This window comes from Aeromonas sp. s3, assembly GCF_040907805.1.
Taxonomy (GTDB): Bacteria; Pseudomonadota; Gammaproteobacteria; order Enterobacterales; family Aeromonadaceae; genus Aeromonas; species Aeromonas dhakensis.
In genome coordinates this window covers 22,326-45,513 of record NZ_JBFOCQ010000025.1, presented here as the reverse complement: position 1 = coordinate 45,513, position 23,188 = coordinate 22,326, and the positions used below count along the sequence as shown (strand labels likewise).

19 protein-coding genes are annotated in these 23,188 nt (G+C 62.5%); 11 read left to right on the top strand and 8 right to left on the bottom strand.

Annotated features, from left to right (window positions below):
* The first annotated feature begins 66 nt into the window (after positions 1-66).
* The gene (locus tag AB5Y98_RS12665) at positions 67-465 is read left to right on the top strand and encodes a VOC family protein (protein WP_021466292.1); all 399 of its coding nucleotides are present in this window, start codon (positions 67-69) and stop codon (positions 463-465) included.
* Between the two features lie 426 nt (positions 466-891).
* Here the strand turns inward: AB5Y98_RS12665 and AB5Y98_RS12660 are convergent, their stop codons facing one another.
* On the bottom strand, positions 892-1,068 hold the full coding sequence (locus tag AB5Y98_RS12660; protein WP_017780874.1) for a hypothetical protein: 177 nt from the start codon (positions 1,066-1,068) through the stop codon (positions 892-894).
* Between the two features lie 71 nt (positions 1,069-1,139).
* On the opposite strand from AB5Y98_RS12660, the gene AB5Y98_RS12655 reads away from it, so the two are divergent.
* Together AB5Y98_RS12655 and AB5Y98_RS12650 are read left to right on the top strand one after the other, a co-directional pair.
* The gene (locus AB5Y98_RS12655) at positions 1,140-2,084 is read left to right on the top strand and encodes a LysR substrate-binding domain-containing protein (protein ID WP_368232012.1); all 945 of its coding nucleotides are present in this window, start codon (positions 1,140-1,142) and stop codon (positions 2,082-2,084) included.
* Positions 2,085-2,523: 439 nt separating this feature from the next.
* Positions 2,524-3,693: a helix-turn-helix domain-containing protein gene (locus AB5Y98_RS12650; protein WP_368232011.1), complete on the top strand. Its 1,170-nt coding sequence runs from the start codon at positions 2,524-2,526 to the stop codon at positions 3,691-3,693.
* Between the two features lie 41 nt (positions 3,694-3,734).
* On the opposite strand, the gene recD is transcribed toward AB5Y98_RS12650, so the two are convergent.
* The 6 genes from recD to AB5Y98_RS12620 form a co-directional block, all read right to left on the bottom strand.
* Positions 3,735-5,774, bottom strand: coding sequence for an exodeoxyribonuclease V subunit alpha (recD, locus tag AB5Y98_RS12645; RefSeq protein ID WP_368232010.1), 2,040 nt, complete (start codon positions 5,772-5,774; stop codon positions 3,735-3,737).
* The gene (gene recB / locus AB5Y98_RS12640) at positions 5,771-9,388 is read right to left on the bottom strand and encodes an exodeoxyribonuclease V subunit beta (protein WP_368232009.1); all 3,618 of its coding nucleotides are present in this window, start codon (positions 9,386-9,388) and stop codon (positions 5,771-5,773) included. The genes recD and recB overlap by 4 nt, the downstream gene beginning before the upstream one ends.
* Positions 9,388-12,738 carry an exodeoxyribonuclease V subunit gamma gene (gene recC, locus AB5Y98_RS12635; RefSeq protein ID WP_368232008.1) on the bottom strand — a complete coding sequence of 1,117 codons (3,351 nt, stop codon included), beginning with the start codon at positions 12,736-12,738 and terminating at the stop codon, positions 9,388-9,390. Before recC ends, recB begins: the two co-directional genes overlap by 1 nt.
* Before the next feature lie 223 nt (positions 12,739-12,961).
* On the bottom strand, positions 12,962-13,354 hold the full coding sequence (locus AB5Y98_RS12630) for a DoxX family protein (RefSeq protein WP_024941255.1): 393 nt from the start codon (positions 13,352-13,354) through the stop codon (positions 12,962-12,964).
* Between the two features lie 40 nt (positions 13,355-13,394).
* Positions 13,395-14,081 (bottom strand): pirin family protein, encoded by a 687-nt coding sequence (locus AB5Y98_RS12625; protein WP_042006079.1) that lies wholly within the window; start codon positions 14,079-14,081, stop codon positions 13,395-13,397.
* A gap of 30 nt (positions 14,082-14,111) precedes the next feature.
* Positions 14,112-14,444, bottom strand: a complete 333-nt coding sequence (locus AB5Y98_RS12620) for a hypothetical protein (RefSeq protein ID WP_042873246.1) — start codon at positions 14,442-14,444, stop codon at positions 14,112-14,114.
* A 257-nt stretch (positions 14,445-14,701) separates the two neighbouring features.
* On the opposite strand from AB5Y98_RS12620, the gene AB5Y98_RS12615 reads away from it, so the two are divergent.
* Both AB5Y98_RS12615 and AB5Y98_RS12610 read left to right on the top strand, forming a co-directional pair.
* The gene (locus AB5Y98_RS12615; protein WP_010635876.1) at positions 14,702-15,616 is read left to right on the top strand and encodes a LysR family transcriptional regulator; all 915 of its coding nucleotides are present in this window, start codon (positions 14,702-14,704) and stop codon (positions 15,614-15,616) included.
* A gap of 445 nt (positions 15,617-16,061) precedes the next feature.
* Positions 16,062-16,826, top strand: coding sequence for a helix-turn-helix transcriptional regulator (locus AB5Y98_RS12610; protein ID WP_005306152.1), 765 nt, complete (start codon positions 16,062-16,064; stop codon positions 16,824-16,826).
* A gap of 70 nt (positions 16,827-16,896) precedes the next feature.
* Here AB5Y98_RS12610 and AB5Y98_RS12605 read toward each other — a convergent pair whose 3' ends face one another.
* Entirely contained in the window at positions 16,897-17,715 is an 819-nt protein-coding gene (locus AB5Y98_RS12605) for a UTRA domain-containing protein (RefSeq protein ID WP_368232007.1), read from the bottom strand.
* Positions 17,716-17,912: 197 nt separating this feature from the next.
* Here AB5Y98_RS12605 and AB5Y98_RS12600 point away from each other — a divergent pair, with 197 nt between their 5' ends.
* The 6 genes from AB5Y98_RS12600 to AB5Y98_RS12575 are packed head-to-tail and all read left to right on the top strand — an operon-like array spanning position 17,913 to position 23,184.
* A complete protein-coding gene (locus tag AB5Y98_RS12600; RefSeq protein ID WP_005306158.1) occupies positions 17,913-18,959 on the top strand; it encodes an ABC transporter substrate-binding protein in 1,047 nt (348 codons plus the stop codon).
* Between the two features lie 10 nt (positions 18,960-18,969).
* Positions 18,970-19,803 carry an alkaline phosphatase family protein gene (locus AB5Y98_RS12595; RefSeq protein WP_017780865.1) on the top strand — a complete coding sequence of 278 codons (834 nt, stop codon included), beginning with the start codon at positions 18,970-18,972 and terminating at the stop codon, positions 19,801-19,803.
* Entirely contained in the window at positions 19,803-20,702 is a 900-nt protein-coding gene (locus AB5Y98_RS12590; protein WP_005306164.1) for an ABC transporter permease subunit, read from the top strand. The genes AB5Y98_RS12595 and AB5Y98_RS12590 overlap by 1 nt, the downstream gene beginning before the upstream one ends.
* The gene (locus AB5Y98_RS12585) at positions 20,695-21,471 is read left to right on the top strand and encodes an ABC transporter permease (protein WP_010635871.1); all 777 of its coding nucleotides are present in this window, start codon (positions 20,695-20,697) and stop codon (positions 21,469-21,471) included. The genes AB5Y98_RS12590 and AB5Y98_RS12585 overlap by 8 nt, the downstream gene beginning before the upstream one ends.
* A gap of 6 nt (positions 21,472-21,477) precedes the next feature.
* Entirely contained in the window at positions 21,478-22,485 is a 1,008-nt protein-coding gene (locus tag AB5Y98_RS12580) for an ABC transporter ATP-binding protein (RefSeq protein WP_260751457.1), read from the top strand.
* A gap of 39 nt (positions 22,486-22,524) precedes the next feature.
* Positions 22,525-23,184 carry an HAD family hydrolase gene (locus AB5Y98_RS12575; RefSeq protein WP_368232006.1) on the top strand — a complete coding sequence of 220 codons (660 nt, stop codon included), beginning with the start codon at positions 22,525-22,527 and terminating at the stop codon, positions 23,182-23,184.
* The last annotated feature ends 4 nt before the right edge of the window (positions 23,185-23,188 follow it).

The following is a 23,188-nucleotide window of genomic DNA, read 5'->3' as shown; positions in this document are numbered from 1 at the left end:
CTCAACCATGTCGAAGGGGCAGGCCCCAGCATAGCATTAAGGGCATCAAGTCACAGGAGATAAGCCATGCATATCCATCACGTCGCCATCTGGGCGCAGGATCTGGAGGCGCTCACAACATTCTACTGCACCCTGTTTGGCGGGCAGGCCAATGAGCGTTACCACAATCCAAGCAAACAGTTCAGCTCCTACTTCGTGCGCTTCGAAGGGGGGGCCAGTCTGGAGCTGATGCACACCCCCATCCTGTTTCCGGCGGATCTGCGCCTGCCACACCCGCTGCAGGGGCTGGCCCATATCGCCTTCTCCCTCGGCAGCACAGAGGAGGTGGACAAGATGACCGCCCGCCTCAAGCTACTCAAGGGGGCCGAGGTGAAACACCTGGACGGCCCCCGCTGGACCGGCGACGGCTATTACGAGAGCACCTTCCTCGACCCGGAAGGCAACCGGCTGGAGCTCACCATCTAATACCTGAATGCTCCCCTCACCCTGCCCTCTCCCAACGGGAGAGGGGATCATGCGGTATCGGGAGCATGATCGCTCACCACACCGGTTCAGTTAACCGCAATACCATCAGCCAGGTAGGTTCGATTAGCGAAGCGTAATCGGACAGCGTATTTGCTCCCTTCTCCCCTTGCGGGAGAAGGGTCGGGGATGAGGGGGGAGGAAAAAGAGATTACACGGTAAACGTTGGGCTTCGCTACGCTCAGCCACCACCTTCGCACCAGATTGATTGATGCGGGTCTCGAGCAGAAATATATACGGGACTACCAATCGCCAGATCATATCACCTGAGGCGCCATACATATCTCAGACAGGGTGACACCAGCGCCGCTCAATATTATATTCAGAAAAACAAATATTAATCTGGCACACGGTACCAAAAACAACGTCTCAATATTTAATCCTGTCTCTGGCGTGGTGCTGCTTTTGATTGTCATCATCGTGCAGCCCCATATCATGTCGCAACCAGTCTGGCATATTCTCCTGCTTGAATGTGCGGGTCTTGTCGGCCCTTCTGGTCAATATTTTCATGATCGATTCGATCAGATTGCTTCCTGCCGTTTCCATGATAACCTCGCCTTGATTTCGCCGTTTGATTGGACGTCGAGTGTTATTAATCCGGGCCAGGAAGGCCAACGATGAAAGCTAACCAGACACATAAGCGCAAGTTATACATCGCCCAGATCGGCGCCCTGCACACCTTCGAGGCGGCAGCCCGCCACGGCAGCTATTCCCGCGCTGCCGAGGAGCTGTTCATCACCCAGGCGGCGGTCAGCCAGCAGATCCGGGGGCTGGAGCAGAGTCTGGGGGTCAAGCTGTTTGTCCGCGAGGGGCGCAACATGCGCCTGACCGAGCGGGGTGCACGCCTGCTTCCCTGGGTCAGCCAGGGCATGGCGGCGTTCGAGCAGGGCATGGCCGCCCTCGAGTGTGAGCCGCTGGCAGGGGTGCTGAACGTCACCGTCATCCCCTCCTTCGCCAGCCGCTGGCTGATGCCGAGGCTCTGGCGCTTCGTCGAACGTCACCCCGAGGTCGAAGTGCGCCTCAACGCCAACCCCCAGGTGCAACCCATAGGTCGGGGTGGCATGGATCTGGCGATCCGCTACTGCAACCGGGTCGACCCCGAGCTGAGCTCCTGCCTGCTGATCCGGGAGTGCGTCTTTCCGGTCTGCTCGCCGGCCCTGGCCGAGCGGCTGCAGCGTATCGAGGATCTCTACGACACCGTCATCGTCTCCGGGCCCGACTACGCCGGAGTCTCGTGGGAGAAGTGGCTGCAGGAGTCGGGCTATCGGCTCGACCTGAGCCGGATCAAGCGCTTCGAGGTCAACAACAACAGCCTGGCGATCGACATGGTGCTCTCCGGCAAGGGGGTCGCCCTGAGCCGCAACGTGCTGGCGGGGGATCTGATCGCCAGCGGCCTGCTGACCCGCCTCTTCACCAAGAGCTACAACCCCGACAACGACTACCACCTGATCTGGGATCCCGACTCTCCCCGACTGACCCGGATCCGCTGCTTTACCGACTGGCTCAAGGAGGAGGTCGCCCAAGGCCCCGGCTGCCAGCCGGATATACAGGCCGAACCATAAGCCTGAGGCGGTTGGGGAGTGTGGATATTCGACACTCGCATCTCTGGCTTGCCGAAATCCCGCTTAAGAGAGCCTCCAATTAGATGCTCATCGGGTTACGCGACCGTCCGATTACGCTTCGCTAATCGAACCTACAAATGCCGGATAATCCCGTGGTGCGAAAGATATAAAAAGATGCCCAACCTCCCTTCTCCCGTTTATTAAAAAAGGAGGAGAAGGGCTGGGGATAAGGGGAAGGAAAAAAGAGATTTCGCGGTAAACGTTGGGCTTCGCTACGCTCAGCCACAACCTACAAAATCGGTAGGTTGGTGCTGAACCTGCGAAGCCCAACATGCGAGTTCAGCTTATAAGCATGTAAATAGTTCCATTGCGGTCATATTTGAAGGTAAACTGACGACAATTACACAATACAATTTACATTATTTCATGGTTTAATTAAATGAACAGCATCATATATGACTTACTCTCAAAAGGTAAAGAAGGTCTCTGGTGGGACTTCAAACAAAAGTTCCACAATAATATTGTTACAATGATTCATGATATTCTATGTATGGCTAATGTAATTCACAATGGGAATAGATACATAGTTTTCGGAATATCTGATTCATTAGAAGTAGTTGGATTAAACGACAGTGATAAAAAATACACTCAAGCTGATATTATAACTGCGCTTAGAGGACTACGTTTTAGTGAAGATAACATTCCAAGAATTCAGCTTGATTTCTTACAATTTAATGAAGCCAAGTTAGCAATCCTAACAATATTTAATGAGCCTTTAAAACCATATTACCTGACAAAAGAATACAGTCATCAGGGTAGAACAATACGAGCTGGTGTTGTTTATTCACGGACAAATGATGCTAATACACCATTAGATTCATGTGCCAATCCAATTGACGTCAGAACGATGTGGTTTGAAAGGTTCGGTCTCAACCTAACAGCCCCTGATAGATTCTCTATTCTTTTAGAAGATGCCAGATGTTGGAACTATGATGGTATTAGCCAAGCCTTCTATTCTAATGATCCTGATTTCACTATTGAGATTGGGAGTGTAGAACATGAGGGAGGTAATTATTGGTGGCAGAACTTATATTTTGAGAATGCAAGACAGTTTGACTACCACTTAAAATATAAGAACAAAATTATTAAAACCTTGCCTGTAGTTAATTTCTACAACGAGGGTCTGACTATACCATTCCCAAGCATTGAGTTTATTACCTATCCAGAAGCTCAAGATGGGGCAAATGCCGAATTTTACTGTGAGATTTACTATTATAAAAAAGGAACTATTGAATATAGTCTATTTCAACATATAAGAAAAAGTGAAGTGCGTTGTGATACATATCAAACACTGTCTACACCAATCACAACTCAACTGAAACCACCCATAATAAAATTGCCGTTTTTTATAATTGACAGTGATAGTCAACTAAATGAACTTTCCAAAAAATTCATGGAAAAATATAATGAATTTAACTCCTGCAAGTCAGATTTAATGAGGAAGCATTACCCTAACGAAAATTATAATAGATGGGATGTTGAAAAAGTTTTTTCGGAATGGGTTTTTGAACAAATAAATCCTCCCTCTGAATTTTCAATTAGTGAATGACATTAAAACGGCGGCAAATTTCTTTCCCGCCGTCCAATCGCTCACTCCCCCAACCTCTGTGCCAATCCGGAATACCGCTCGGTCTTTTTCCGAACTGCTTGGGCCAACAGGGCGCGATCGCCGTAGAGATCGAGCCGGGCCTTGGCGCGGGTGATGCCGGTATAGACCAGCTCGCGGGTCAGCAGCGGGCTGGGGCTGTCGGGCAGCACCAGCACGGTATGGGCAAACTCCGAGCCCTGGGACTTGTGGATGGTCATGGCGTAGACGGTCTCGTGAGGTGGCAGCCGGCTGGGTAAAAGCGCCCGCAGGGTGCCGTCCGGCTGCTCAAACCATACCTTGAGCCGCCCGCTTTCATCGGGCAGGCAGAGCCCCATATCGCCGTTGTAGAGGCCGACGCCGTGGTCGTTGCGCACCACCATCACCGGGCGACCGGCATACCAGTCGCCATCGCGGGCAATCAGGCCAGCCCGTGACAGGGCCAGTTCCAGCCGCTCGTTAAGCCCCTCGACCCCAAACGGGCCATCGCGCAGGGCGCAGAGGATCTGGAAACCGTTGAACGCCTTGAACACGGCGGCGGGTGCCTCCCCCGCGCGGGCCGCCTTCAGATAGCTGCCGTAACCGACCACCCCCAGGGCAATCAACTCGTCGTAGGCCTCCCCCGCCCAGGGATGCAGGCTGATATCCATAAATCCTGCGCCCCAAACCGCCTCCACCGCCGCCGCATCGCCGCTGTTGCAGGCGCGCGCCAGCTGGCCGATGCCGGAGTGCTGATCGAAGCGCCAGCTCTTGGCCAGCAAACAGAGGCTGTCACGCACCGGTGCCCCGGCAGGCGAGCCCTGCAGCCGGTAGCCAGTCTGGCGGGAGAGCCACTGTGCCTGCGCGGGGCTGATGCCCTGTTCGATAAAGCTGCAGATATCGCCGAGCACGGCCCCCGCCTCCACCGAGGCGAGCTGATCCTTGTCACCGAGCAGGATGAGGCGAGCGTGGCTTGGCAGCGCGTCCAGCAAGCGCGCCATCATCGGCAGGTCCACCATGGAGGCCTCATCCACCACCAGCAGGTCGAGGTGCAGCGGGTTGCCTTTGTGGTGGCGGAACTGGCTGCGCCCCGGGATCACCCCGAGCAGCCGGTGCAGAGTGCCCGCCTCGGTGGGGATGGCCTCCACCCACTCGGGGGGCAAGTCCAGCGCCTGCAGGGCAGCGCCGATACTCTCGGTCAGACGCGCCGCCGCCTTGCCGGTGGGGGCCACCAGCCGGATCGCCGGGGCCTTGCCTGCTTGCAGGCCGGTCTCCACCAGAATGGCCAAGAGCTTGGCGACCGTGGTGGTCTTGCCGGTGCCGGGACCGCCGGAGATCACCGCAAAGGGGCGTGCCGCCGCCGTGGCCGCCGCCAGCTTCTGGCCGTTGCAGCAGAGCGACTCGGGCACCAGCGCATCCAGCTTGTTCAGGTCGTTTGCGGCCTGGGCGCTGGTCAGCAGCGCCTCGATGGCGGGCCACTCCACTTCGTTGGGGAACACCAGATCCAGGTACTTCTCGATAAAGTGGCGTGCCGAGAAGTCGGGGGCGAGGCGGGCCTTGAGCAGGGCTGCGAACACCAGCCCGTAGTCGCGGGCAAAGAGGCGCGACAGGGCCGGGGCAATCTCCGGCCATTCGGCACGTTCACCCAAGGCACGCAGATGGCGGGCCACCCCTTGCTCGTGATCGTGGTAGCGGGTGAGGTAGAGGCGCCCGTGCCAGAGCCGCAGCGGCCAGCGCGGGGCTTCCCCCTCATCCTGTTCGCTGCCAACCAGCGGGCTGGCCGCAAACAGGGCGGGCCAGCTCGGCGGATCCGCCAGATCGGCCAGCAGATCCCGGCCCTGATCCGGATCCAACCCAAACGGGCGCAGGGATCCGGCAGATAGCATCTCCAGCGGCAGACAGACATGGCCGCGCCCCAGCTCGAAGCAGGCGAGCGCAGCCCCCAACACCAGCTCGGGGCTGCCACCCAGATCGGCCACCAGTTTGGCAAATTGCAGATCCAGCTGGCGGATGCGCCCCGCCAGCGCCAGAGCCTTGAGCCGTTCAATCATCATGGTGCCGTTCATGCTTCTACCCCGTTATCCGAAACTTGTGCGAGGGCGGGCGCTGCCCCCTCGCTAAACAGCCGATCCAGCCCCAGCACCAGCTCGCGGCTGGGGCGAGTATGGAAGATCCCACCCTGTGGCATGCCGCGCAGGAACAGATAGAAGACGCCGCCAAAGTGTTGGTCGAAATCGTAGCCCGGCAGACGCAGGGCGAGCAGCCGGTGCAGTGCCAGGGAGTAGAGTTGGTATTGCAGGTCGTAGCGATGCTCCACCATGGCCTGCTCCAGCGCCGGCCGGCTGTAGTCGGCCGGGCTCATGCCGAGGTGGTTGGATTTGTAGTCGAGCAGATACCAGCGCCCCTGCCACTCGAACACCAGGTCGATAAAGCCCTTGAGCATCCCCTGCACGGTGGCAAAGCTGAGGGGCTTGTTGCCCCGCGACAGCGGGTCGTGCTGCTGGCAAAGCGCGGTCAGCGCAGGTGCCGTCACCCGCCCCATGGGCAGGAAGAACTCCAGCTCCACCTGCTTGCACTCGGGGGCCAGATCCCGCAGCCGTACCGGCTCGCCACTCTCTGCAAGTAACGCGGTTTCAAGCGGCGTATCGAGCACCGCCTCCACCTGCTGTTGCAGCACGGGAGCCCAGCTCTCGTCGAAGCCATCTTGCGCCAGCAGGGTGGCGATATGCTGTGCCAGCGGCTCGCCTGCGGCACTCTCAAAGTCGATGGTCTCGAACAGGCTGTGCAGCAGGGTGCCGGGGCGCGCCCCCTTCGGGAAGGTGAAGATGGAGGGCTGGGGCGCCTGCACTGGCTCTTCGGCAGCCAGCGCCGCTGCCTCGGTGACCACCTCGTCATCGAAGCCGGGATTGGCCAATACGCCCTTGCTGTGACCGTGGCCCTGGGCCGCGAGACCAGAGTAGGAGCTGATCCACCAGTCCCGCTCAAGGGTGCCGCCAAAGCGGCGCACCTGGGGCTCACCCAGTTGTTCCTCTTCTTCCGGCAGCGGGGCCGGGCGGGTGAGCGAGGGCTCACCGACGGCCACTCCGGGCAGATCTTCAGCAAGCGCACTGAGGGCGGTGGCCAGGGTTGCGGCGTCCCCCTCCTCCCCCTTTTGCAGCAGGTAGCCGATGGCGGTCTGGTGCAGGTCGGTCTTCTCCGACTTGCCATTGCCGGAGCGCACCGGCGCCAGCCCCAGCCAGGTGGCGTAGACGCCCCGGGTCAGCGCCACATAGAGCAGCCGCAGATCCTCGGCGAGGCGCTCCTTGTCGGCCTCTGCGAGAGAATCCTCGGCGCCGGTGAGATCGAGGATGGTGCGATTGCCCGCCTCATCGGCCTCGTGATAGAGCGGGGTATCGGCGCTGCGGTGGCTGCAGATAAAGGGGAGGAACACCAGTGGGTACTCCAGCCCCTTGGATTTGTGGATGGTGACGATCTGTACCAGTTTTTGCTCGGACTCCAGGCGAAGTATCTGCTCAGCATCCTGGCCGCTCTGGCGGTTTACCGCCTCCCCCAGCCAGCGCAGCAGGGCGTATTCGCCGTCCAGCTCGCTGCTCACTTGCTGGAGCAGTTCCCCCAGATGGAGAAAGTTGGTCAGCCGCCGCTCCCCGTAGGGGCTCGCCAAAAGCGATGAGGCGAGATTGCGCCGGTGCAGCAGGGCCCGCAGCATGGCCAGCACGCCACGGCGATGCCAGACCTTGCGGTACTCCATAAACTCCTGCACCGCGCTCTCCCAGGCCCGCTCGTCGGAGGCAAGCTCGTCGAGGGCCTTGGCGTCGAGATCGAACAGGCCAGTGGCAAGCGCCGCCCGCAAACTTCTCTCCTCACTCGGGTTCTGGCAGGCGTGCAGAATGAGCAGGATCTCCCGCGCCTCCACCTGCTCCAGCACGCTCTCGCGATTCGACAGATAAACCGAGGCGATGGCGAGGCGTGCCAGCTCCTGCTGCACCAGCTTGCCCTCGGCGCCGGTGCGCACCAGCACGGCGATATCCCCGGCTTTCACCGGCTCGCTGCCGATCAGCGCCTTGCCCTCGCGAGCAAGCGTCAGCAGGCGGTGGATCTCCGCCGCCGTGGCGCGGGCCATCTTGCTCTGGTAATCCCCCCGGTTGAAGGTGGGCTGGCCGGTGAGCTGCCAGCAGTGCAGCACGGGGGCGGTTTCACCGTCGAGGCGCAGCGCCTTGCTCTTGCCCTGCGCCTCCACCGGCAGGAAGGGGATATCCGCCTCGTAGATAAAGGGATCCTTGGCTCGCTCGAACAGGCCGTTGACCGCCGCCACCAGGGCGCCGCTGGAGCGCCAGTTGCGCCCCAGGGTGTAGTGGGCGCTCACATTTCGCCGCGCCTGAATGTAGGTAAAGATGTCGGCGCCGCGAAAGCCGTAGATGGCCTGCTTGGGGTCGCCGATCATCAGCAGCGCAGTGTCCTGGTGGCCGCCGTACAGCCGATGGAAGATGCGGTACTGCTGGGGGTCGGTATCCTGAAACTCATCGATCATCGCGACCCGGTAGGTGGCGCGAATACGATCGCATAGCCGCTCGCCAAGGCTAGAACCCAGCGCCCCGTCGAGGTCTTTGAGCAGATCGTCGAACGAGAGCTGATGGGCCTGCCGCTTGCTGGCCTGCATCCGGCTGCGCACTACCTTGGCCGCCCGTTGCAGGATCAGATCCCGAATACCGGGGCGGCTCGCCAGCAGTTCATCGATTTGGCTGAACAGCGGCAGGGTCGGCACGTCGCCCCCCTTCTTGAGGTTCGCCTCCAGCACCGTCTGGCCGAAGCGCTCCAGCTCCTTAGGAATGGCGTAGCCGCTGGCCTCGTCCTGCGCCCAGTCGGCTATCTTGGCGAGCCACCCCTCGTAGTTCTTGCCGGTGTAGCGGCTGATATGGCCGTCGGTCTGGCGGCGGATCTCGTCCACCTGCGCCAGCCAGACCTCCTTCACCGCCGCGATGCGACTCATGGCCGCCTGATGGCGGGCGGCCAGGGTCTCGTCCCCGGCCGGCGGGCGCATCTCCAGTTCGCTGTTGTCGAGCCAGCCGTTCATCTCCCGCAGCAGGGCCGCGGGGCTTGGCCAGAGCGCGCGAACCGCGCTCGCCAGGGTTTTATCCACCGGATAGAACTCGGCGCGCCAGTAGTCGCTGACCGCCTGCAGCCTGAGCTGGCTGTCGTCGGTGAGAAATTCGGTTTCGAAGAGGGCGCCCGACTCGAAGGCGTTCTGTTTCAGCATCCGCTGGCAGAAGCCGTGGATGGTGAAGACGGCCGCCTCGTCCATCTGCCGCTCGGCGGCCAGCAGGCGGCGGGCCGCCAGTTCGTGATCCTCCACCTCCGCCAGCAGCTGGGCCAGCAGGGCATCGCCGCTTTGCCCGCGCATAAAGGCGAGGCGCGCCTCGTGGATGCGGCCACGGATCCGCCCGCGCAGCTCGGCGGTGGCCGCCTCGGTAAAGGTCACCACCAGGATCTCGGTCACCGACAGAGGCCGCTCGTGGGCGCTCGCCTGACCAGCATCAGCGCCTTCTTCAATGAGCGGACCATGACCCAGCAAGAGGCGCAGGTAGAGACCGGCGATGGTGTAGGTCTTGCCGGTGCCGGCAGAGGCCTCGATCAGCCGCTCGCCATGGAGGGGAAAACGCAGGGTATTGAGCGGATTGGCCATTATTGCAACTCCTCCAGCGCCTTGAGCAGCGGGGTCAGGTGTTCACGGGCCAGCGCCTGCAACTGGGCCAGCACCTCGTCATCGAGTTCCGGGAAGCAGCGGGCGACGTAGACGTCCTGCCCCTCCCCCGTCACCATGTAGCCGCCGTTGAAGCGGGCGAGGGCCGCCTTGTCGGCGGCCTCCGGTTTCTCCGGATCCTTCTCGATCCCCTTGATCCACTCCCAAGCGGTGCTGGGGAAAAACGGCAGCGGCCGCTTCATCCCCTGCATCCAGAGCGCCACCAGGGCCGCCAGTTTTGGCCGCGCCTCGTCAGCCGCAAGCCTGGGCAGGCGCAGGCTCTGCTTGGCGTCGAACAGCAGGGTGTCACCGGGGGCATCGCTCAGGGAGAGGCAGAGGTGCTGGATCCAGCCCAGCAGCAGATCCTTGCCGTTGAAGCTGCCGGGTTTGATCACCAGCAAGCGCCCCTTCTGGGTGTCGATCCACCCCTGCAACTGGCCCTGGGTCAGGGAGATATCGATCTCCACCGCCTGCTTGTCCGCCTCATTGGCCGCCACCCAGGGGCGCAGGCGCGCCGCCAGCTTGCCCATCTCGGCATCCAGATCATCCAGCAGCAGGCTGCCGAACCAGCCCTGGGGCAGCAGGCCGGAGAGCTGCAGGCGCTGGCGGCGCTCCTCGCTTTCCCCCTGCGCCAGATGGGCATCGAGCAGCAACGCCTTGAGCTGGTAGTGCTGCAGGCCGTCCAGCTCGAACGGCTCGCTGTCCTCGATCTCGGCCTCATCCAGTTCGAACCACACCTTGAGGCGGCGGTTGAGGAAATATTTGGCGGGCTGGCGATAGAAGCGCAGCAGCTCCGCCAGCTCCAACCCCTGCTCTTTCCCCCATTCGGGGGGCAGCGGCAGCTCGCCGCTCTGGAAGTTGGCGGCCCCGCGCTGCGGGCTCAGGGCCGGCAGCCAGTCGGCGGCATAGGTGAAGAGGCCGGAATCCGCCTCTGGATAGAAGTAGCTGCGGCTGTAGGGGGTGAGCGGGTGTTCGACGATCAGGTGCTCCAGCAGCCGCTGGCCGGAGGTCTCGTCGTCGAGGCCCTCATCCCCCGCCAGCACGAAGCCCTGGCGCACATAGTCGATGAGTTCGGCCAGCAGCACGGAAGGCACCTTCTCGCTGTTGTCCTGGGCACTGAAGCCCTGATAGCTGATATAGAGCCCCTGCTGGGCGCTGAGCAGCGCCTCGAGGAAGAGGTAGCGGTCGTCATCGCGGCGGGAGCGATCCCCTCGCCGGCCGGCCACCGCCATCAGGTCGAACCCCATGGGCGGCAGGGTGCGCGGGTAGACACCGTCGTTCATGCCGAGCAGGCAGACCTGCTTGAAGGGGATGGAGCGCATCGGCATCAGGGTGCAGAAGTTGACCTGACCGGCGAGGAAGCGCTGGCTGGAGCGGGACTCCCCCAGCACGCTGCCGAGGTAATCCTGCAGCAGGTCGGCACTGATGGCCTGCTCGAAGCGCGCCTCGCCAAGCTGGGCGAGCCACTCCGCCAGCTGGCTGCGAATAAGCTGCAGCTGGCGCTCTTCATCCTCGTCGGCCAGATAGAAGCGCTCCAGCAGCTCGTTGAGGCAGGCGATCCACTCTGGCAGCGGCTGCGCCTGTTGCAGGCGGGGCAAAAATTCCGCCAGGGAGTCGACAAACCAGGCGAGCTTGCCGAGCGCCAGCCCCTGCTGACCTTCGATATCGGCGTAGGGCAGAATGCCGGCCACCGGTTCGCCGTCGCCCATGGCAAAGCCGAGCAGCATGCGGCGCAGGCCGAACAGCCAGCTGTTGCCAGAGAGGCGCGGCAGATCGAAGCGCTCCGGGTAGCCGTCATCCAGCCCCCAGCGGATGCCGGTCTCCTGCACCCAGCGCCGCAGCTGGTTGAACTCGTCGTCATCGAGCTCGAAGCGGCGCAGCACGGCGGGCACCTCGAGGATGGCGAGCAGCTCGCCGGCTCCCAGCCGGGCGTTGGGGAGTCTCAGCAGGGCGAGGAAGCTCTGCAGCAGCGGGCTCTCCTGACTGGCCGCCCGATCGGATACCGCGAAGGGGATCTGGCCTCTCGCCCCGAACACCGCCTGGATATAGGGGCCGTAGCTGTTCACATCCGGCATCATCACCACCACGTCTTTCGGGGTGAGGGTGGGATCTTGCTCGAACAGCGCCAGCAGCCGGTCGTGCAGCACCTCTAGCTCGCGCATCGGGCCGTGACAGGCGTGGATCTGCAGGGAGCCATCGGCCGGATCTATGGGGCTCTTGTGATGGCTGCTGTCGAGATCGAACTGACCGGCCCCCCGTTCGGCCAGCTCCAGCACATCCTGCTGGGTGGCGCGCAGCAGCCTGGCCTGGCCCTGTTCATCCTGATCGTCGATATCGACAAAGGCCTCGATCTGCGGCACCTCCAGCTCCATCAGCTGGTGCAGGTAGTCGCGCCCCAGCTTGCCCATGGAGGCGAGCAAGGGGTTGGCGGGGCCCTGCAGGGTGTCGAGATCGGTGCCGGGTTTGAGCTTGTTTTCGAGGCGCGCCAGAGTTTTGCGATCCAGCAGATCCCCCCAGTAGTAACGGCAGGGGTTGGTGACGAACAGGTGCACCTCCACCTCATCCCGGCTGCCGAGGGCCAGCAGCGCCTCCACATAGCGCGGCGGCAGCGCCGAGATGCCGAACACGAAGACCCGCCGGGGCAGCTTGCCCGGCAGATCCGGGGTGCGCTCCAGCTCGTGGATAAACTCCTCGTAGAGGTTGGCACGGTGGTAGCCGCTGGGAGCCAGCGCCAGGGTGCGAGCCACCAGCTCGCGCCAGAGCTCCGGCTGCCAATCCTGGCCGCTCACCCCGGCCAGCTCCTGACTCAATCCCTCCCCCTGTTCCCAGCGGGCGATCCAGTCCGGCCGGTAAACCAGATACTGGTCAAACAGATCCGCCACCTTCTGGCAGAGCTGCCACAGCCGCACCTGCTCGGGCGCCTTGGCGGGATCCGCGTCATCCCCGCCCAGATAGGCGGCCAGCGGCGCAAAGGCGGGGCGGTCGAGCAGGGCGGGCAAGATGGTCATCAGCTGCCAGCTCATGGATCCCTTGTTGTAGGGGCTCTGGCGCGGCACGTCCGCCAGCACCCGGGTGAACATTTCCCAGATAAAGCTGGCGGGCAGCGGAAAGTCGATATTGGCGGCGATGCCGAAGGCCTTGGCCAGCTCCAGCTTGAGCCACTGGGCCATGCCCGGGCTCTGCACCAGGATCTGCTCCCGCTCGAAGGGGTGAGCGAGGGGGGTCTGCCGGATGCGGCTCACCAGCAACTCTTTGAGCAGATCCAGCTGATTGGAGTGGTAGAGGGTAAACATGGGCAATTCCCGCCAGTGCAAAAGAGGGGTCAGCGCGGGAAAACCTCAAGGATCCCCGTCACGTCACAGGTATCGGGATTGTCGGGGATCGGGGGATAAGATGCAAAAGGCGCTTGTTGTCGCCGATCACGTCGCCCATCTGCCGCAGGCAAATGTGGCGAGCATAAAAAAGCCGGTGCAATTGCACCGGCCAAAAGGCGTTGGAAAACTCGAACCTGCAGTATTACCAGTTCTTGCCAAGGCGGGCATCCAGGCTGAAGGCCCCTGCACCGGCCGCCGCCAGGGCCAGGAAACCACCGGCCACGGAGACGTTCTTCATGAACATCAGCATCTGCATCTGATCGGCAGGCTGATAGTGGAAAATAAAGGCGGCCATCAGGGTGAAACCGGCCATCAGTACGGAGAGGCTGCGGGTAAACAGGCCCAGCATGATGGCGAGGCCACCGCCCAGCTCCAGCAGGATCACCAGCGGCAGGATGAAACCGGGCACGCCCATGGCTTCCATATACCCCTGGGTACCGGCGTAACCGCCGATCTTGCCCCAGCCCGCAATCACAAACATCAGAGCCAGCAGTACGCGACCCACCAGCAGTGCCAAATCTTTCATCTTGTCCATTTCAATATCCTCGTTTTGCGTCACATCACCGCTGACTGCTTCAGGGTAGGTCAAATAACAGGGCTTGGCTGGCACTCGCGGCCACCAGATCCCATTTGGGCTCATCACGACTGAGAACCCCGTCGCCGGGTCGGGCAGCCAGACCGTTGGCGGCAAGCTCCCCTGAAATCATCTGCAGGTAGCCGTGTCGGCCGGCCAGCTCCCAGGTGAGGCTCTCACCCGGTTCAAGCTGCAGCCGCCAGACGCGGGCCTGCTGGCGGATCCTGAAGGATCCTGCTTCGCCGTCCGGTGACGCCACCAGCGTCATGCCCGGGTTGGCTTCAATCTTCTTCTGCTGATAGCCGGGTGTCGTGCCGTGTTCGTTCGGCTCGATCCAGATTTGCAGCAGGGAGAGCGGCTCGGTCTGCGAGGGGTTGTACTCGCTGTGCCGGATGCCGGAGCCTGCGCTCATCAGCTGGAAATCCCCCGCCGGGATCTGTTCGGCATGGCCGAGGCTGTCCTTGTGCTCTATGGTGCCTTGCAGCACGCAGGTCAGGATTTCCATGTTGGCGTGAGGGTGGGTCGCGAAACCGCCACCCGGCGCCACCAGATCCTGATTGATGACCCGCAGCACTGAATGCCCCATCCAGTCCGGGTCGTAGTAGTGCCCGAAGGAAAAGCTGTGGCGCGCATCCAGCCAGCCGAAGTTGGCCTTGCCGCGCGCTTCTGCGGCTCTCAATTTCATCATGGTGTGCTCCTCACGTACCGATACGGTTGATTAACGCTGTTTGCCGCTACCGATGCCGAACGGAATGCGGTAGTCGCTGCTCTGCTCACCCAGGCTCACGGTCAGGTTGCCCTGGGTGCGGCTCGGGATCTGCACCTGCTGGCTGCCCATCAGGTTGGCGTGCACGGAGGCAACCACATCACCAGACTCGTCACGCACTTCCAGCATGGGGTTGCCCTTGCCTTCCACCGCGGCGGTCGCGTGCCAGTTTACAAACAGCACGCCCGGGGCGGCGTTGAGGTCGGCCGGGACGGAAGCCTGAGCAAAACCTGCGGTCATCAGGCCTGCAACGGCCAGCATCTTGATTACGTTTTTCATGTTCATTCACTCTCTTGGTTTTATGTCATTGCCAAGGCCGCTGTGGCCAGAATCAATGCATCCATGCAAGAGGTCATTCAAATAGTGTGTTGTTCTTTCACCGAAGTCAGACTCCCTGATTGAGGGGGTCACAGTCTGGAACTACCCGTTTATTTGGCTGCTTGGCGCTCCTGCCTAAGCGTTGATTGAATATTAAAGACACTTGGCCTAACTTGTTAGCGAGATAAACTGGCAAACATGTTCAAAAAAATTGAAGGCAATTTATGGCCAAGGAACTGAACAAGGAACGGGCGCTGACCCTGGAAGCCATCCGGGTGCTGGATGCCATCGATCGCCGCGGCAGCTTCGCGGCGGCCGCCGACGAACTAGGCAAGGTGCCCTCGGCGCTGAGCTACACGGTACAGAAGCTGGAAGACGAGCTGGACGCCATGCTGTTCGACCGCAGCGGCCACAGAACCAAGTTCACCCCGGCCGGCCGCATGCTGCTGGAGCGCGGCCGGATTCTGCTGGAGGCGGCCGAGCATCTGGTGGGCGAGACCCGGGCGCTGGCCCGCGGCTGGGAGACCGACATCACCATCGCCGTCGATGCGCTGGTGCCGCTGCAGGCGCTCTACCCGCTGGTGGAACGGCTGGCCGAGCTGACCGATACCCGGCTGCGGCTGCGGGCCGAAGTACTGGCGGGCAGCTGGGAGTGTCTGGAGGATGGCCGGGCCGACCTGCTCATCTCCTCCCTCAATCCCGACATCATGATGACCGGCATCAAGCACCAGCCGCTGCAGGAGGAGGTGATGCTCTACGTCGCCCACCCGGATCACCCCCTGCATCAGGAGCCCGAGCCCCTGGCGGACGATACCCTGCGCCGCTACCGGGCCATCGCGGTGGCCGATACGGCGCTGCGCAAGCCGGTGCTCACCTATCGCCTGCTCGACAAGCAGCCGCGGCTGACCGTCAGCACCATGGGCGAGAAGCGCGACGCCCTGCTGGCGGGGATCGGGGTCGGCACCATGCCGCTGAGCTGGATTGAAGAGGACATCCGGGCCGGACGGCTCAAGGTGATCGGCCCCGAGTATCGCCACCAGATCCAGGTGGTACTGGCCTGGCGGCGCGACACCATGGGCAAGGCCAAGAGCTGGCTGATCCGGGAGATACCCAAGCTGTTTCCCTGCAAGGGGGAATAAATGTCTGCCACGCGAGGGCGGCGGCGCAGGAAGTGCCGAAACTGAGCCCCTGTCTTGACGGCGGGCTCAGATTCTAGGAAAAGAAAAAAGCGGCCCTCTTGCGAGTTCCGCTCAATGCCAGGAAAGAATAAAAAACCTTGCGGTTTAAAAAACCCTTAAATTGGAAGCAAACAATCGATTTCTCAACCAGGAAGGTCTTGAATCCGATTCGTTTTGAATTATGCGCGATGTTTTATGCGCCACCAGCAAAATGTTGAACGGTTGAAGGATATGCACCGCAGAGTATCACTATCTGCAACCTTCGAGCGCGACTGGTCTGGCCATTTCAATCGATTAGGTCGGGTTTGTTTCCTCTGGTTTTTTAAAGTGTCAATATCTGAGCCCACAACGACAAAAGAACTCAATTTCTGACACAACATAAAAATGCAGATAAAGGAATAGTTGCATGACCTACAGCCAGACCCTGGCCAACAATATTCTCGACACCCTGAAGAAGACCCTGACCGACAAGGGGATCCGCTATCAGACCCTGGCAGAAGCCATGGGGGTCTCCATCGCCACCGTCAAACGGATGATGAACAAGCCCTCCCTGCCGTTCGACACCCTGCTGGAGGTGTGCCACCTGGTGGGGCTCTCATTCGAGGAGCTGCTGGACCGCACCCAGGACGCCCAGAGCCGGCGCGCCGTCTTCACCCAGGAGCAGGACGAGGCGTTCCACAGGGAGCCCGGCCTCTACGCTTTTCTCGCCAACATCTTCTGGCGCGACAAGACGTTAATCGATCTCAAGCGGGAGTACGGCCTGACCGACGCTTCCTGCTACCTCTACCTGCGCAAGCTGGAGAAGCTCGGTATCCTGCAGCTCGGCATCGACAACAGTTACCACTTCCTCATCAGCGAGCGGATCAGCTTCGAGCAGCACAGCCGCTTCGCCCGTCAGCAGGCGCGCCAGGCGATGTCGGTGCTGGGGGACTATCTGGTGGAGAACATGCACAGGCCCAACAACTACATGGCCCTGTGTCAGCTCCACCTGGACGAGAGCGAGGCGATGGCGCTGATCGAGCGGATGAAAGAGTACTGGCATCAAGAGCTCAAGCTCAACCGCCCCGCCATCGGCCAGCGGGAGGGCAGCAAGACCTACACCATGTCGCTGCAGCTGGCCGACTGCGGCTACCAGAGCTTCGACGATCTGATCCCCAATATCGACAACTGATCCCGGCGGATCCCGCGGGATCCGCTCCCCCTCCTTTCCGCACAGGCATGACCCGCCAGGACACGCCGGATCACCCCTGATCCACGAGCCGGGTTTGCTGCAGCTTGCCTGCGAGGGGCTGCAATGCTCGCGTATCGAAACAGATGCGGATGGCGTCCGGTCGCCAGTGTTCGATGTCGCAATCCACCAGCGCTCCCCGCTCGTCGTAGTTGACCCGCACCAGCCGCAGCACGGCGCTCCCCTCTGCCAGATTGAGGGCGCGGGCAATGGCGCCGCGCGCCGCCGAGGGGGTGATCTCGAGGCTCGCTCCACCCTGGCCTATGCCATAGCGCTCCCGATAGAGCTCGGTGAGGGAGCTGGCCAGCGGCGCGCTGGCGATATCGGGAAAGCGGCTTGCCAGCAGATGGTGGCTGACGTGCAGCACGGGGCGCCCGTCGATGAGGCGCAGGCGGCGGATTTCATAGAGCGGGGTGAAAGGCTCCAGCCCCATCCAGCGGCAGAGCTCGCTGCTGGCCAGCTCGCCGCCGTGGGCCAGCACCCGGGTCTCGGCGGTGCGCTGCTGCTCGCCGATCCACTGGTGAAAGTGGGTGTGGATGGCGGGGTCGTAGGTGAGCCTGGGGGGCGCCACGAACCAGCCGCGCCGCTCAGCCCGGTAGATGAGGCCATCCGCCTCGAGACTGGAGAGCGCCTCCTTGATGGTGATGCGGGTGGTGGCGAAGCGCTCGCTCAGGGCCCGCTCGGCGGGCAGCTGCTGCCCCGCCCCCAGCTGACCGCTGCCGATATAGCGGCGCAGGGTCTGGCAAATCTGTTCACACTTGGAGGCGCGGCCATCGGCCACTGCCCGCTCGCTCAATCTCGGTTCGATCACGCTCATCTTCCTGTCGCTCATCCTGGCTGCCGTGGCTGGTTCAACCCTCACTGGAGTAGTCCAGCCTCACTCGGATTGAGAGTTGTAACCGTGCAGGATGACAGCGCCATGACAGAGCGATTGTCATCAAACTGCCATCAAAGCGCCCCGCCACCGTCATATTTCCCCTCTAGCATCCCTCTCGAACCTTAACTGACCTAGTCCAGAGGGATGGAATGATGAAAAGCGTGATCGCAAGTGCACTGGCCCTGGTGGCCATCAGTCAGCCACTGTTTGCCGCCGAGAACATCGCGGATCTCGAGAAGGCCGCCCGCGGTGAAGGCCAGCTCAGCAGCGTCGGCATGCCGGACAGCTGGGCCAACTGGAAGGATACCTGGCAGCAGCTCGGCAGCATCTACGGCATCAAGCATCAGGACACCGACATGAGCTCGGCCCAGGAGATCGCCAAGTTTGCCGCCGAGAAGGGCAACGCCACCGCCGACATCGGCGACGTGGGCGGCGCCTTCGGCCCGGTGGCGGTCAAGCAGGGGGTCACCCAGCCCTACAAACCCTCCACCTGGGCCGACATTCCGAACTGGGCCAAGGATGCGGATGGTCACTGGATGCTGGCCTATACCGGCACCATCGCCTTCCTGATCAACAAGGATCTGGTCAAGGCCGCCCCCACCAGCTGGCAATCCCTGCTGGGCGGCGACTACAAGGTGACCCTGGGTGACGTGGGTGTCGCCTCCCAGGCCAACAACGGCGTGCTGGCGGCGGCCTATGCCACCGGCGGCAGCGAGAAGAACCTCAAGCCCGCGCTGGAGCTGTTCGGCAAGCTGGCCCAGCAGGGCCGTCTGTCGCTGAACGACCCCACCATCGCCAACATCGAGAAGGGCGAGGTGGAAGTGGGTGTGCTGTGGGACTTCAATGCCCTGAACTACCGCGACCAGATCGATCCCAAGAAGTTTGATGTGGTGATCCCGAGCGACGGTTCCGTCATCGCCGGCTACACCACCATCATCAATAAGTGGGCCAAGAACCCCAACGCCGCCAAGCTGGCGCGGGAATACATCCTCTCCGACGCCGGCCAGATCAACCTGGCGCGCGGCTACGCCCGCCCCATCCGCAGCAACGTGACTCTGCCGGATGACGTCAAGGCCAAGCTGCTGCCGGCCGAGCAGTACGCCAATGCCAAACCGGTCCAGGATCACGCCGCCTGGGAGCAGAGCTCCAAAGCCCTGCCGCGCCAGTGGCAGGAAACCGTCATGATCAACATGCAGTAAGGAGCGGCCAGTGCAACACAAGGTGATAGTGGTACTTGTGGATGGCCTCTCTGCCGAGGTAGCCCATTGCATGGGCTACCTCGCGGGCATGGTGGAGGCGGGACAGGGGTTGCAGGCCACCCTGAGCTGCGCCCTGCCCTCCCTCTCCCGGCCCCTCTACGAGTGCATCCTGACCGGAACGACGCCGGTGGAGAGCGGCATCACCCACAACGGGGTGAGCCGTCTCAGTCGGCAGGAGTCCATCTTCCATCTGGCCCGGGCGGGCGGCAAACGCACCGCGGCGGCGGCCTACCACTGGGTGAGCGAGCTCTACAACCAGAGCCCCTGGCAAGCGGCGCGGGACCGCTTCACCCATGACGAGCGACTGCCCATCCAGCACGGCTGTTTCTACTGGGATGACGGCTACCCCGACAGCCATCTGCTGATGGATGGCGAGTGGCTGCGCAGCCAGTACGACCCCGATTTTCTCTTGATCCACCCGATGGGGGTGGATGACGCGGGCCACCAGTTCGGCCTCGACTCCCGTCAGTACCGCAATCAGGCGCGCCGCATGGACAGCCTCTTGGCCGACCTGCTGCCCCAGTGGCTGGCGGAGGGGTATCAGGTGGTGATCACCTCGGATCACGGCATGAACAACGACTTGAGCCACGGCGGCACTCTGACCGAAGAGCGCCGGGTGCCGCTCTGGCTGTTTGGCGATGCGTTCGTGGCCCAGTGGCCAGCCGGACCAGCCATGCAGCAGACCCAGCTCTGCGCCCTGATGGCCGACCTGCTGGGAGTTTCCCACGACAAGCCGGGCTGCCCGCCGCTGCTCAAGGCCGGCAACCTGCCGGAGGTACACTGATGATGCCCGCCACCACCGAGATCCTCGCGGATCAACCGACCGTCACCCGGCGCCGGCTGCGCCGCCACTGGCTGCCCGCGCTGGTGCTGCTGCCGTTCGTTCTCCTGATGATCCTGTTCCAGCTCGCCCCCATGGTATGGGTGCTGGTGGGCAGCTTTCAGACCCCGGACGGCTGGGGCCTCGACTACTACCGGGAGATTTTGAGCTCCCCCTTTTATCTGCAATCGTTCGGCAACTCCTTGCGCATCGCCGGCATCGCCAGTCTGGCGGGGCTCGCCATCGGCACGCTGGGGGCGGCGGCGCTGCGCCACAGCGGTGAGCGGGTGAAACGGCTGCTGCTGGCCTTTGTCACCATGACCGGCAACTTCAGCGGGGTGCCGCTGGCGTTCGCCTTCATCATCATTCTCGGCATCAATGGCGCCGTGACCCTGCTGCTGAAATCCTGGGGCCTCATCGACGGCTTCAACCTCTACTCCGGCAGCGGTCTCATCCTCATCTACACCTACTTCCAGATCCCGCTCGCCCTGCTGCTGCTCTATCCGGCGTTCGATGCGCTGCAGGATGAGTGGCCCCAGGCCGCCGCCCTGCTGGGCGCGAGCAAGAGCCAATATGTGTGGCACGTGGCGCTGCCGGTGCTCACTCCCGCCCTGCTCGGCACCCTGATCATCCTGTTTGCCAACGCGGTGGGGGCCTATGCCTCTGCCTATGCCCTCACCACCGGCAACTTCAACCTGGTGACCATCCGGGTGGCCAGCCTGGTCTCCGGCGACATCTTCCTCGAGCCCAATATGGCGGCGGCGCTGGCGGTGATCCTGATGGTGCTGCTGGGGGTAGTGACGGCCGCCAACCAGTGGCTGCTGAAAAAGAGCTACGTGAACAAGGGGCAATCCCATGCATGATTTGAAACCTGGCTGGCCGCGCTGGGTGCTGGGGGCCCTGGTGGCCACCCTGCTGTTGCCGCTGCTGGCTACCTTTCTCTACTCCATCTCCACCCGCTGGGGGGCCACCCTGCTGCCAGACGGCTTCACCCTCGACTGGTATCTCAAGCTCTGGGGCGACCCGCGCTTTCTGGCGGCGTTTGGCCGAAGCCTGCTGGTCTGCTTCGCCACCCTGCTGCTGGGGACCCTGGTACTGGTGCCCACCGTGCTGGTGGTGGCCTACTACTTCCCAAAGCTGGATCCCTGGATGAACCTGTTGATCCTGCTCCCCTTCGCGGTGCCGCCTGTGGTCTCCTCGGTAGGGCTGCTGCAGATCTACGCCGACGGCGTTCTGCCCATTATCGGCACGCCGTGGATCCTGATCGGCACCTGGTTCACCGTGGTGCTCCCCTTCATGTACCGGGCGCTGGCCAACAGCCTGCAGGGGGTGCCGCTGAAAGATCTGATGGATGCCGCCCACCTGCTGGGGGCGAGCAGCCGGCGCGCCTTCCTGCTGGTGGTGATCCCCTGCCTGCGCAAGGGGCTGCTGGCGGCGCTGTTTCTGTCGCTCTCCTTCCTGCTCGGCGAGTTCGTGTTCGCCAACATGCTGGTGGGCACCCGTTACGAGACCCTGCAGGTCTACCTCTACAACATGCGTTCGACCTCGGGCCACTTCACCAGCGCGCTGGTGATGAGCTACTTCCTGCTGACCCTGCTACTCACCTGGGCGGCGAACAGATTTCATAGGTGAATCAAGATGTTCCATCTAGAAGTGAATCAACTGCACAAATCCTACGGCGACACCAGAGTGTTCGAGGGGATCGAATTCGGCATCCGCAAGGGGGAGCTGGTGACCCTGCTCGGCCCCTCCGGCTGCGGCAAGTCCACCCTGCTGCGGGCACTGGCCGGGCTCACCCCGGTGGATGGCGGCCAGGTGCGGGTGGCCGGTGAGGAGATCACCTGGCAGGAGCCCCAGAAGCGGGGCATCGGCATGGTGTTCCAGAGCTATGCGCTGTTCCCCAACATGACGGTGCGGGACAACGTCGCCTTCGGCCTCAAGATGAAGCCCCAGCCGGGACGGGATCTGGCCGCCAGCGTGCAGGAGGCGCTGGCGCTGGTGGAGCTGACCGGCTTCGAGCGCCGCTATCCGGCCGAGCTTTCCGGTGGCCAGCGCCAGCGGGTGGCCCTGGCCCGGGCCCTGGTGGTGCAACCGCGGATCCTGCTGCTGGACGAGCCGCTCTCGGCGCTGGATGCCCGCATCCGCCGCAGCCTGCGCCAGCAGATCCGCGAGATCCAGCAGCGCCTCGAGCTCACCACCATCTTCGTCACCCACGATCAGGAGGAGGCGCTCACCATGTCGGACCGGATCTTCCTGATGAACAAGGGATCCATCGTCCAGAGCGGCACGCCGGAGGAGATCTACACCCGCCCCGCCGACGCCTTCGTGGCAGGCTTTATCGGCAACTACAACCTGCTCGATGGCGAGCAGGCCAAGGCCCTGTTCGGCCAGCACTGCCGTGGCAAGCTGGCGCTGAGGCCGGAGTCCCTCTCCCTGCTGCCGGCCGGCGCCCGCAGCGACGAGCCACACCTGCCGGGGGTTATCAGCGGGCAGCAGCTGCTCGGCAACGTGATCCGCTATCAGGTGAGCTGCGCGGCGGGGATGCTCACGGTGGACTGCCTCAACCGCTCGGCCCGGGATCTGCTGCCGGTGGGCAGTGCCGTGACCCTGGCGGTGGCCCGGGATCAACTCTGTGAGGTAGCATGACGCCCCATTACATTTCCATTTTCACTGCGAGGAGCACCCATGGCACTGGCACTGTTTGATCTGGACGAGACCCTGATTGCGGGGGATTCCGCCAGCCTCTGGCTGGAGTACATGGTGACCGAGGAGCTGGCCCCGGCCGGCATGATTGCCGAGGAGCAGGCGATGATGTCCCTCTACCATCAGGGCAAGATGGACATGCACCAGTACATGGCCTTCACTCTGCAGCCGCTGGCAGGCAAGTCGCGCCAGTGGCTCGACCCGCTCTGTGCCCGCTTTGCCGAGCAGGTGCTGCGCGAGCGCATCTACCCTGAGGGGGTGGAGCGCATCGAGTGGCACCGCAAGCGGGGCGACGAGCTGGTGCTCATCTCCGCCTCCGGCGAGCATCTGGTGGCCCCCATGGCGCAGATGCTGGGGATGGATCACTGCGTGGCCATCCTGCTGGATGAAGAGGCCGGCATGCTGACCGGCCAGACCCGCGGCACCCTCAGTTTTCGCGAGGGCAAGGTGGCCCGCATCAACCAGCTGTTTGCCGCAAGCGCCGACCCCTGGCGGGAGAGCCACGGCTACAGCGACTCCCACAACGATCTGCCGCTGCTGCAGGCGGTGACCCACCCCCACGCAGTCAATCCCGCCCCGGGGCTGCGCCAGATCGCCACCGAGCAGGTCTGGCCCACTCTCGACTGGCAGCTGGCCTCCTGAATGA

What these genes read in the sequence shown, in the direction of transcription:
- AB5Y98_RS12655 (WP_368232012.1), top strand. Translation starts at nt 1,140, where the DNA reads ATGAAAGCTAACCAGACACATAAGCGCAAGTTATACATCGCCCAGATC.
- AB5Y98_RS12665 (WP_021466292.1), top strand. Translation starts at nt 67, where the DNA reads ATGCATATCCATCACGTCGCCATCTGGGCGCAGGATCTGGAGGCGCTC.
- AB5Y98_RS12585 (WP_010635871.1), top strand. Translation starts at nt 20,695, where the DNA reads ATGCATGATTTGAAACCTGGCTGGCCGCGCTGGGTGCTGGGGGCCCTG.
- AB5Y98_RS12590 (WP_005306164.1), top strand. Translation starts at nt 19,803, where the DNA reads ATGATGCCCGCCACCACCGAGATCCTCGCGGATCAACCGACCGTCACC.
- AB5Y98_RS12615 (WP_010635876.1), top strand. Translation starts at nt 14,702, where the DNA reads ATGGCCAAGGAACTGAACAAGGAACGGGCGCTGACCCTGGAAGCCATC.
- AB5Y98_RS12580 (WP_260751457.1), top strand. Translation starts at nt 21,478, where the DNA reads ATGTTCCATCTAGAAGTGAATCAACTGCACAAATCCTACGGCGACACC.
- AB5Y98_RS12625 (WP_042006079.1), bottom strand. Translation starts at nt 14,081, where the DNA reads ATGATGAAATTGAGAGCCGCAGAAGCGCGCGGCAAGGCCAACTTCGGC.
- AB5Y98_RS12575 (WP_368232006.1), top strand. Translation starts at nt 22,525, where the DNA reads ATGGCACTGGCACTGTTTGATCTGGACGAGACCCTGATTGCGGGGGAT.
- AB5Y98_RS12610 (WP_005306152.1), top strand. Translation starts at nt 16,062, where the DNA reads ATGACCTACAGCCAGACCCTGGCCAACAATATTCTCGACACCCTGAAG.
- AB5Y98_RS12660 (WP_017780874.1), bottom strand. Translation starts at nt 1,068, where the DNA reads ATGGAAACGGCAGGAAGCAATCTGATCGAATCGATCATGAAAATATTG.
- recD (WP_368232010.1), bottom strand. Translation starts at nt 5,774, where the DNA reads ATGAACGGCACCATGATGATTGAACGGCTCAAGGCTCTGGCGCTGGCG.
- AB5Y98_RS12605 (WP_368232007.1), bottom strand. Translation starts at nt 17,715, where the DNA reads ATGAGCGACAGGAAGATGAGCGTGATCGAACCGAGATTGAGCGAGCGG.
- recB (WP_368232009.1), bottom strand. Translation starts at nt 9,388, where the DNA reads ATGGCCAATCCGCTCAATACCCTGCGTTTTCCCCTCCATGGCGAGCGG.
- recC (WP_368232008.1), bottom strand. Translation starts at nt 12,738, where the DNA reads ATGTTTACCCTCTACCACTCCAATCAGCTGGATCTGCTCAAAGAGTTG.
- AB5Y98_RS12620 (WP_042873246.1), bottom strand. Translation starts at nt 14,444, where the DNA reads ATGAACATGAAAAACGTAATCAAGATGCTGGCCGTTGCAGGCCTGATG.
- AB5Y98_RS12650 (WP_368232011.1), top strand. Translation starts at nt 2,524, where the DNA reads ATGAACAGCATCATATATGACTTACTCTCAAAAGGTAAAGAAGGTCTC.
- AB5Y98_RS12600 (WP_005306158.1), top strand. Translation starts at nt 17,913, where the DNA reads ATGAAAAGCGTGATCGCAAGTGCACTGGCCCTGGTGGCCATCAGTCAG.
- AB5Y98_RS12630 (WP_024941255.1), bottom strand. Translation starts at nt 13,354, where the DNA reads ATGGACAAGATGAAAGATTTGGCACTGCTGGTGGGTCGCGTACTGCTG.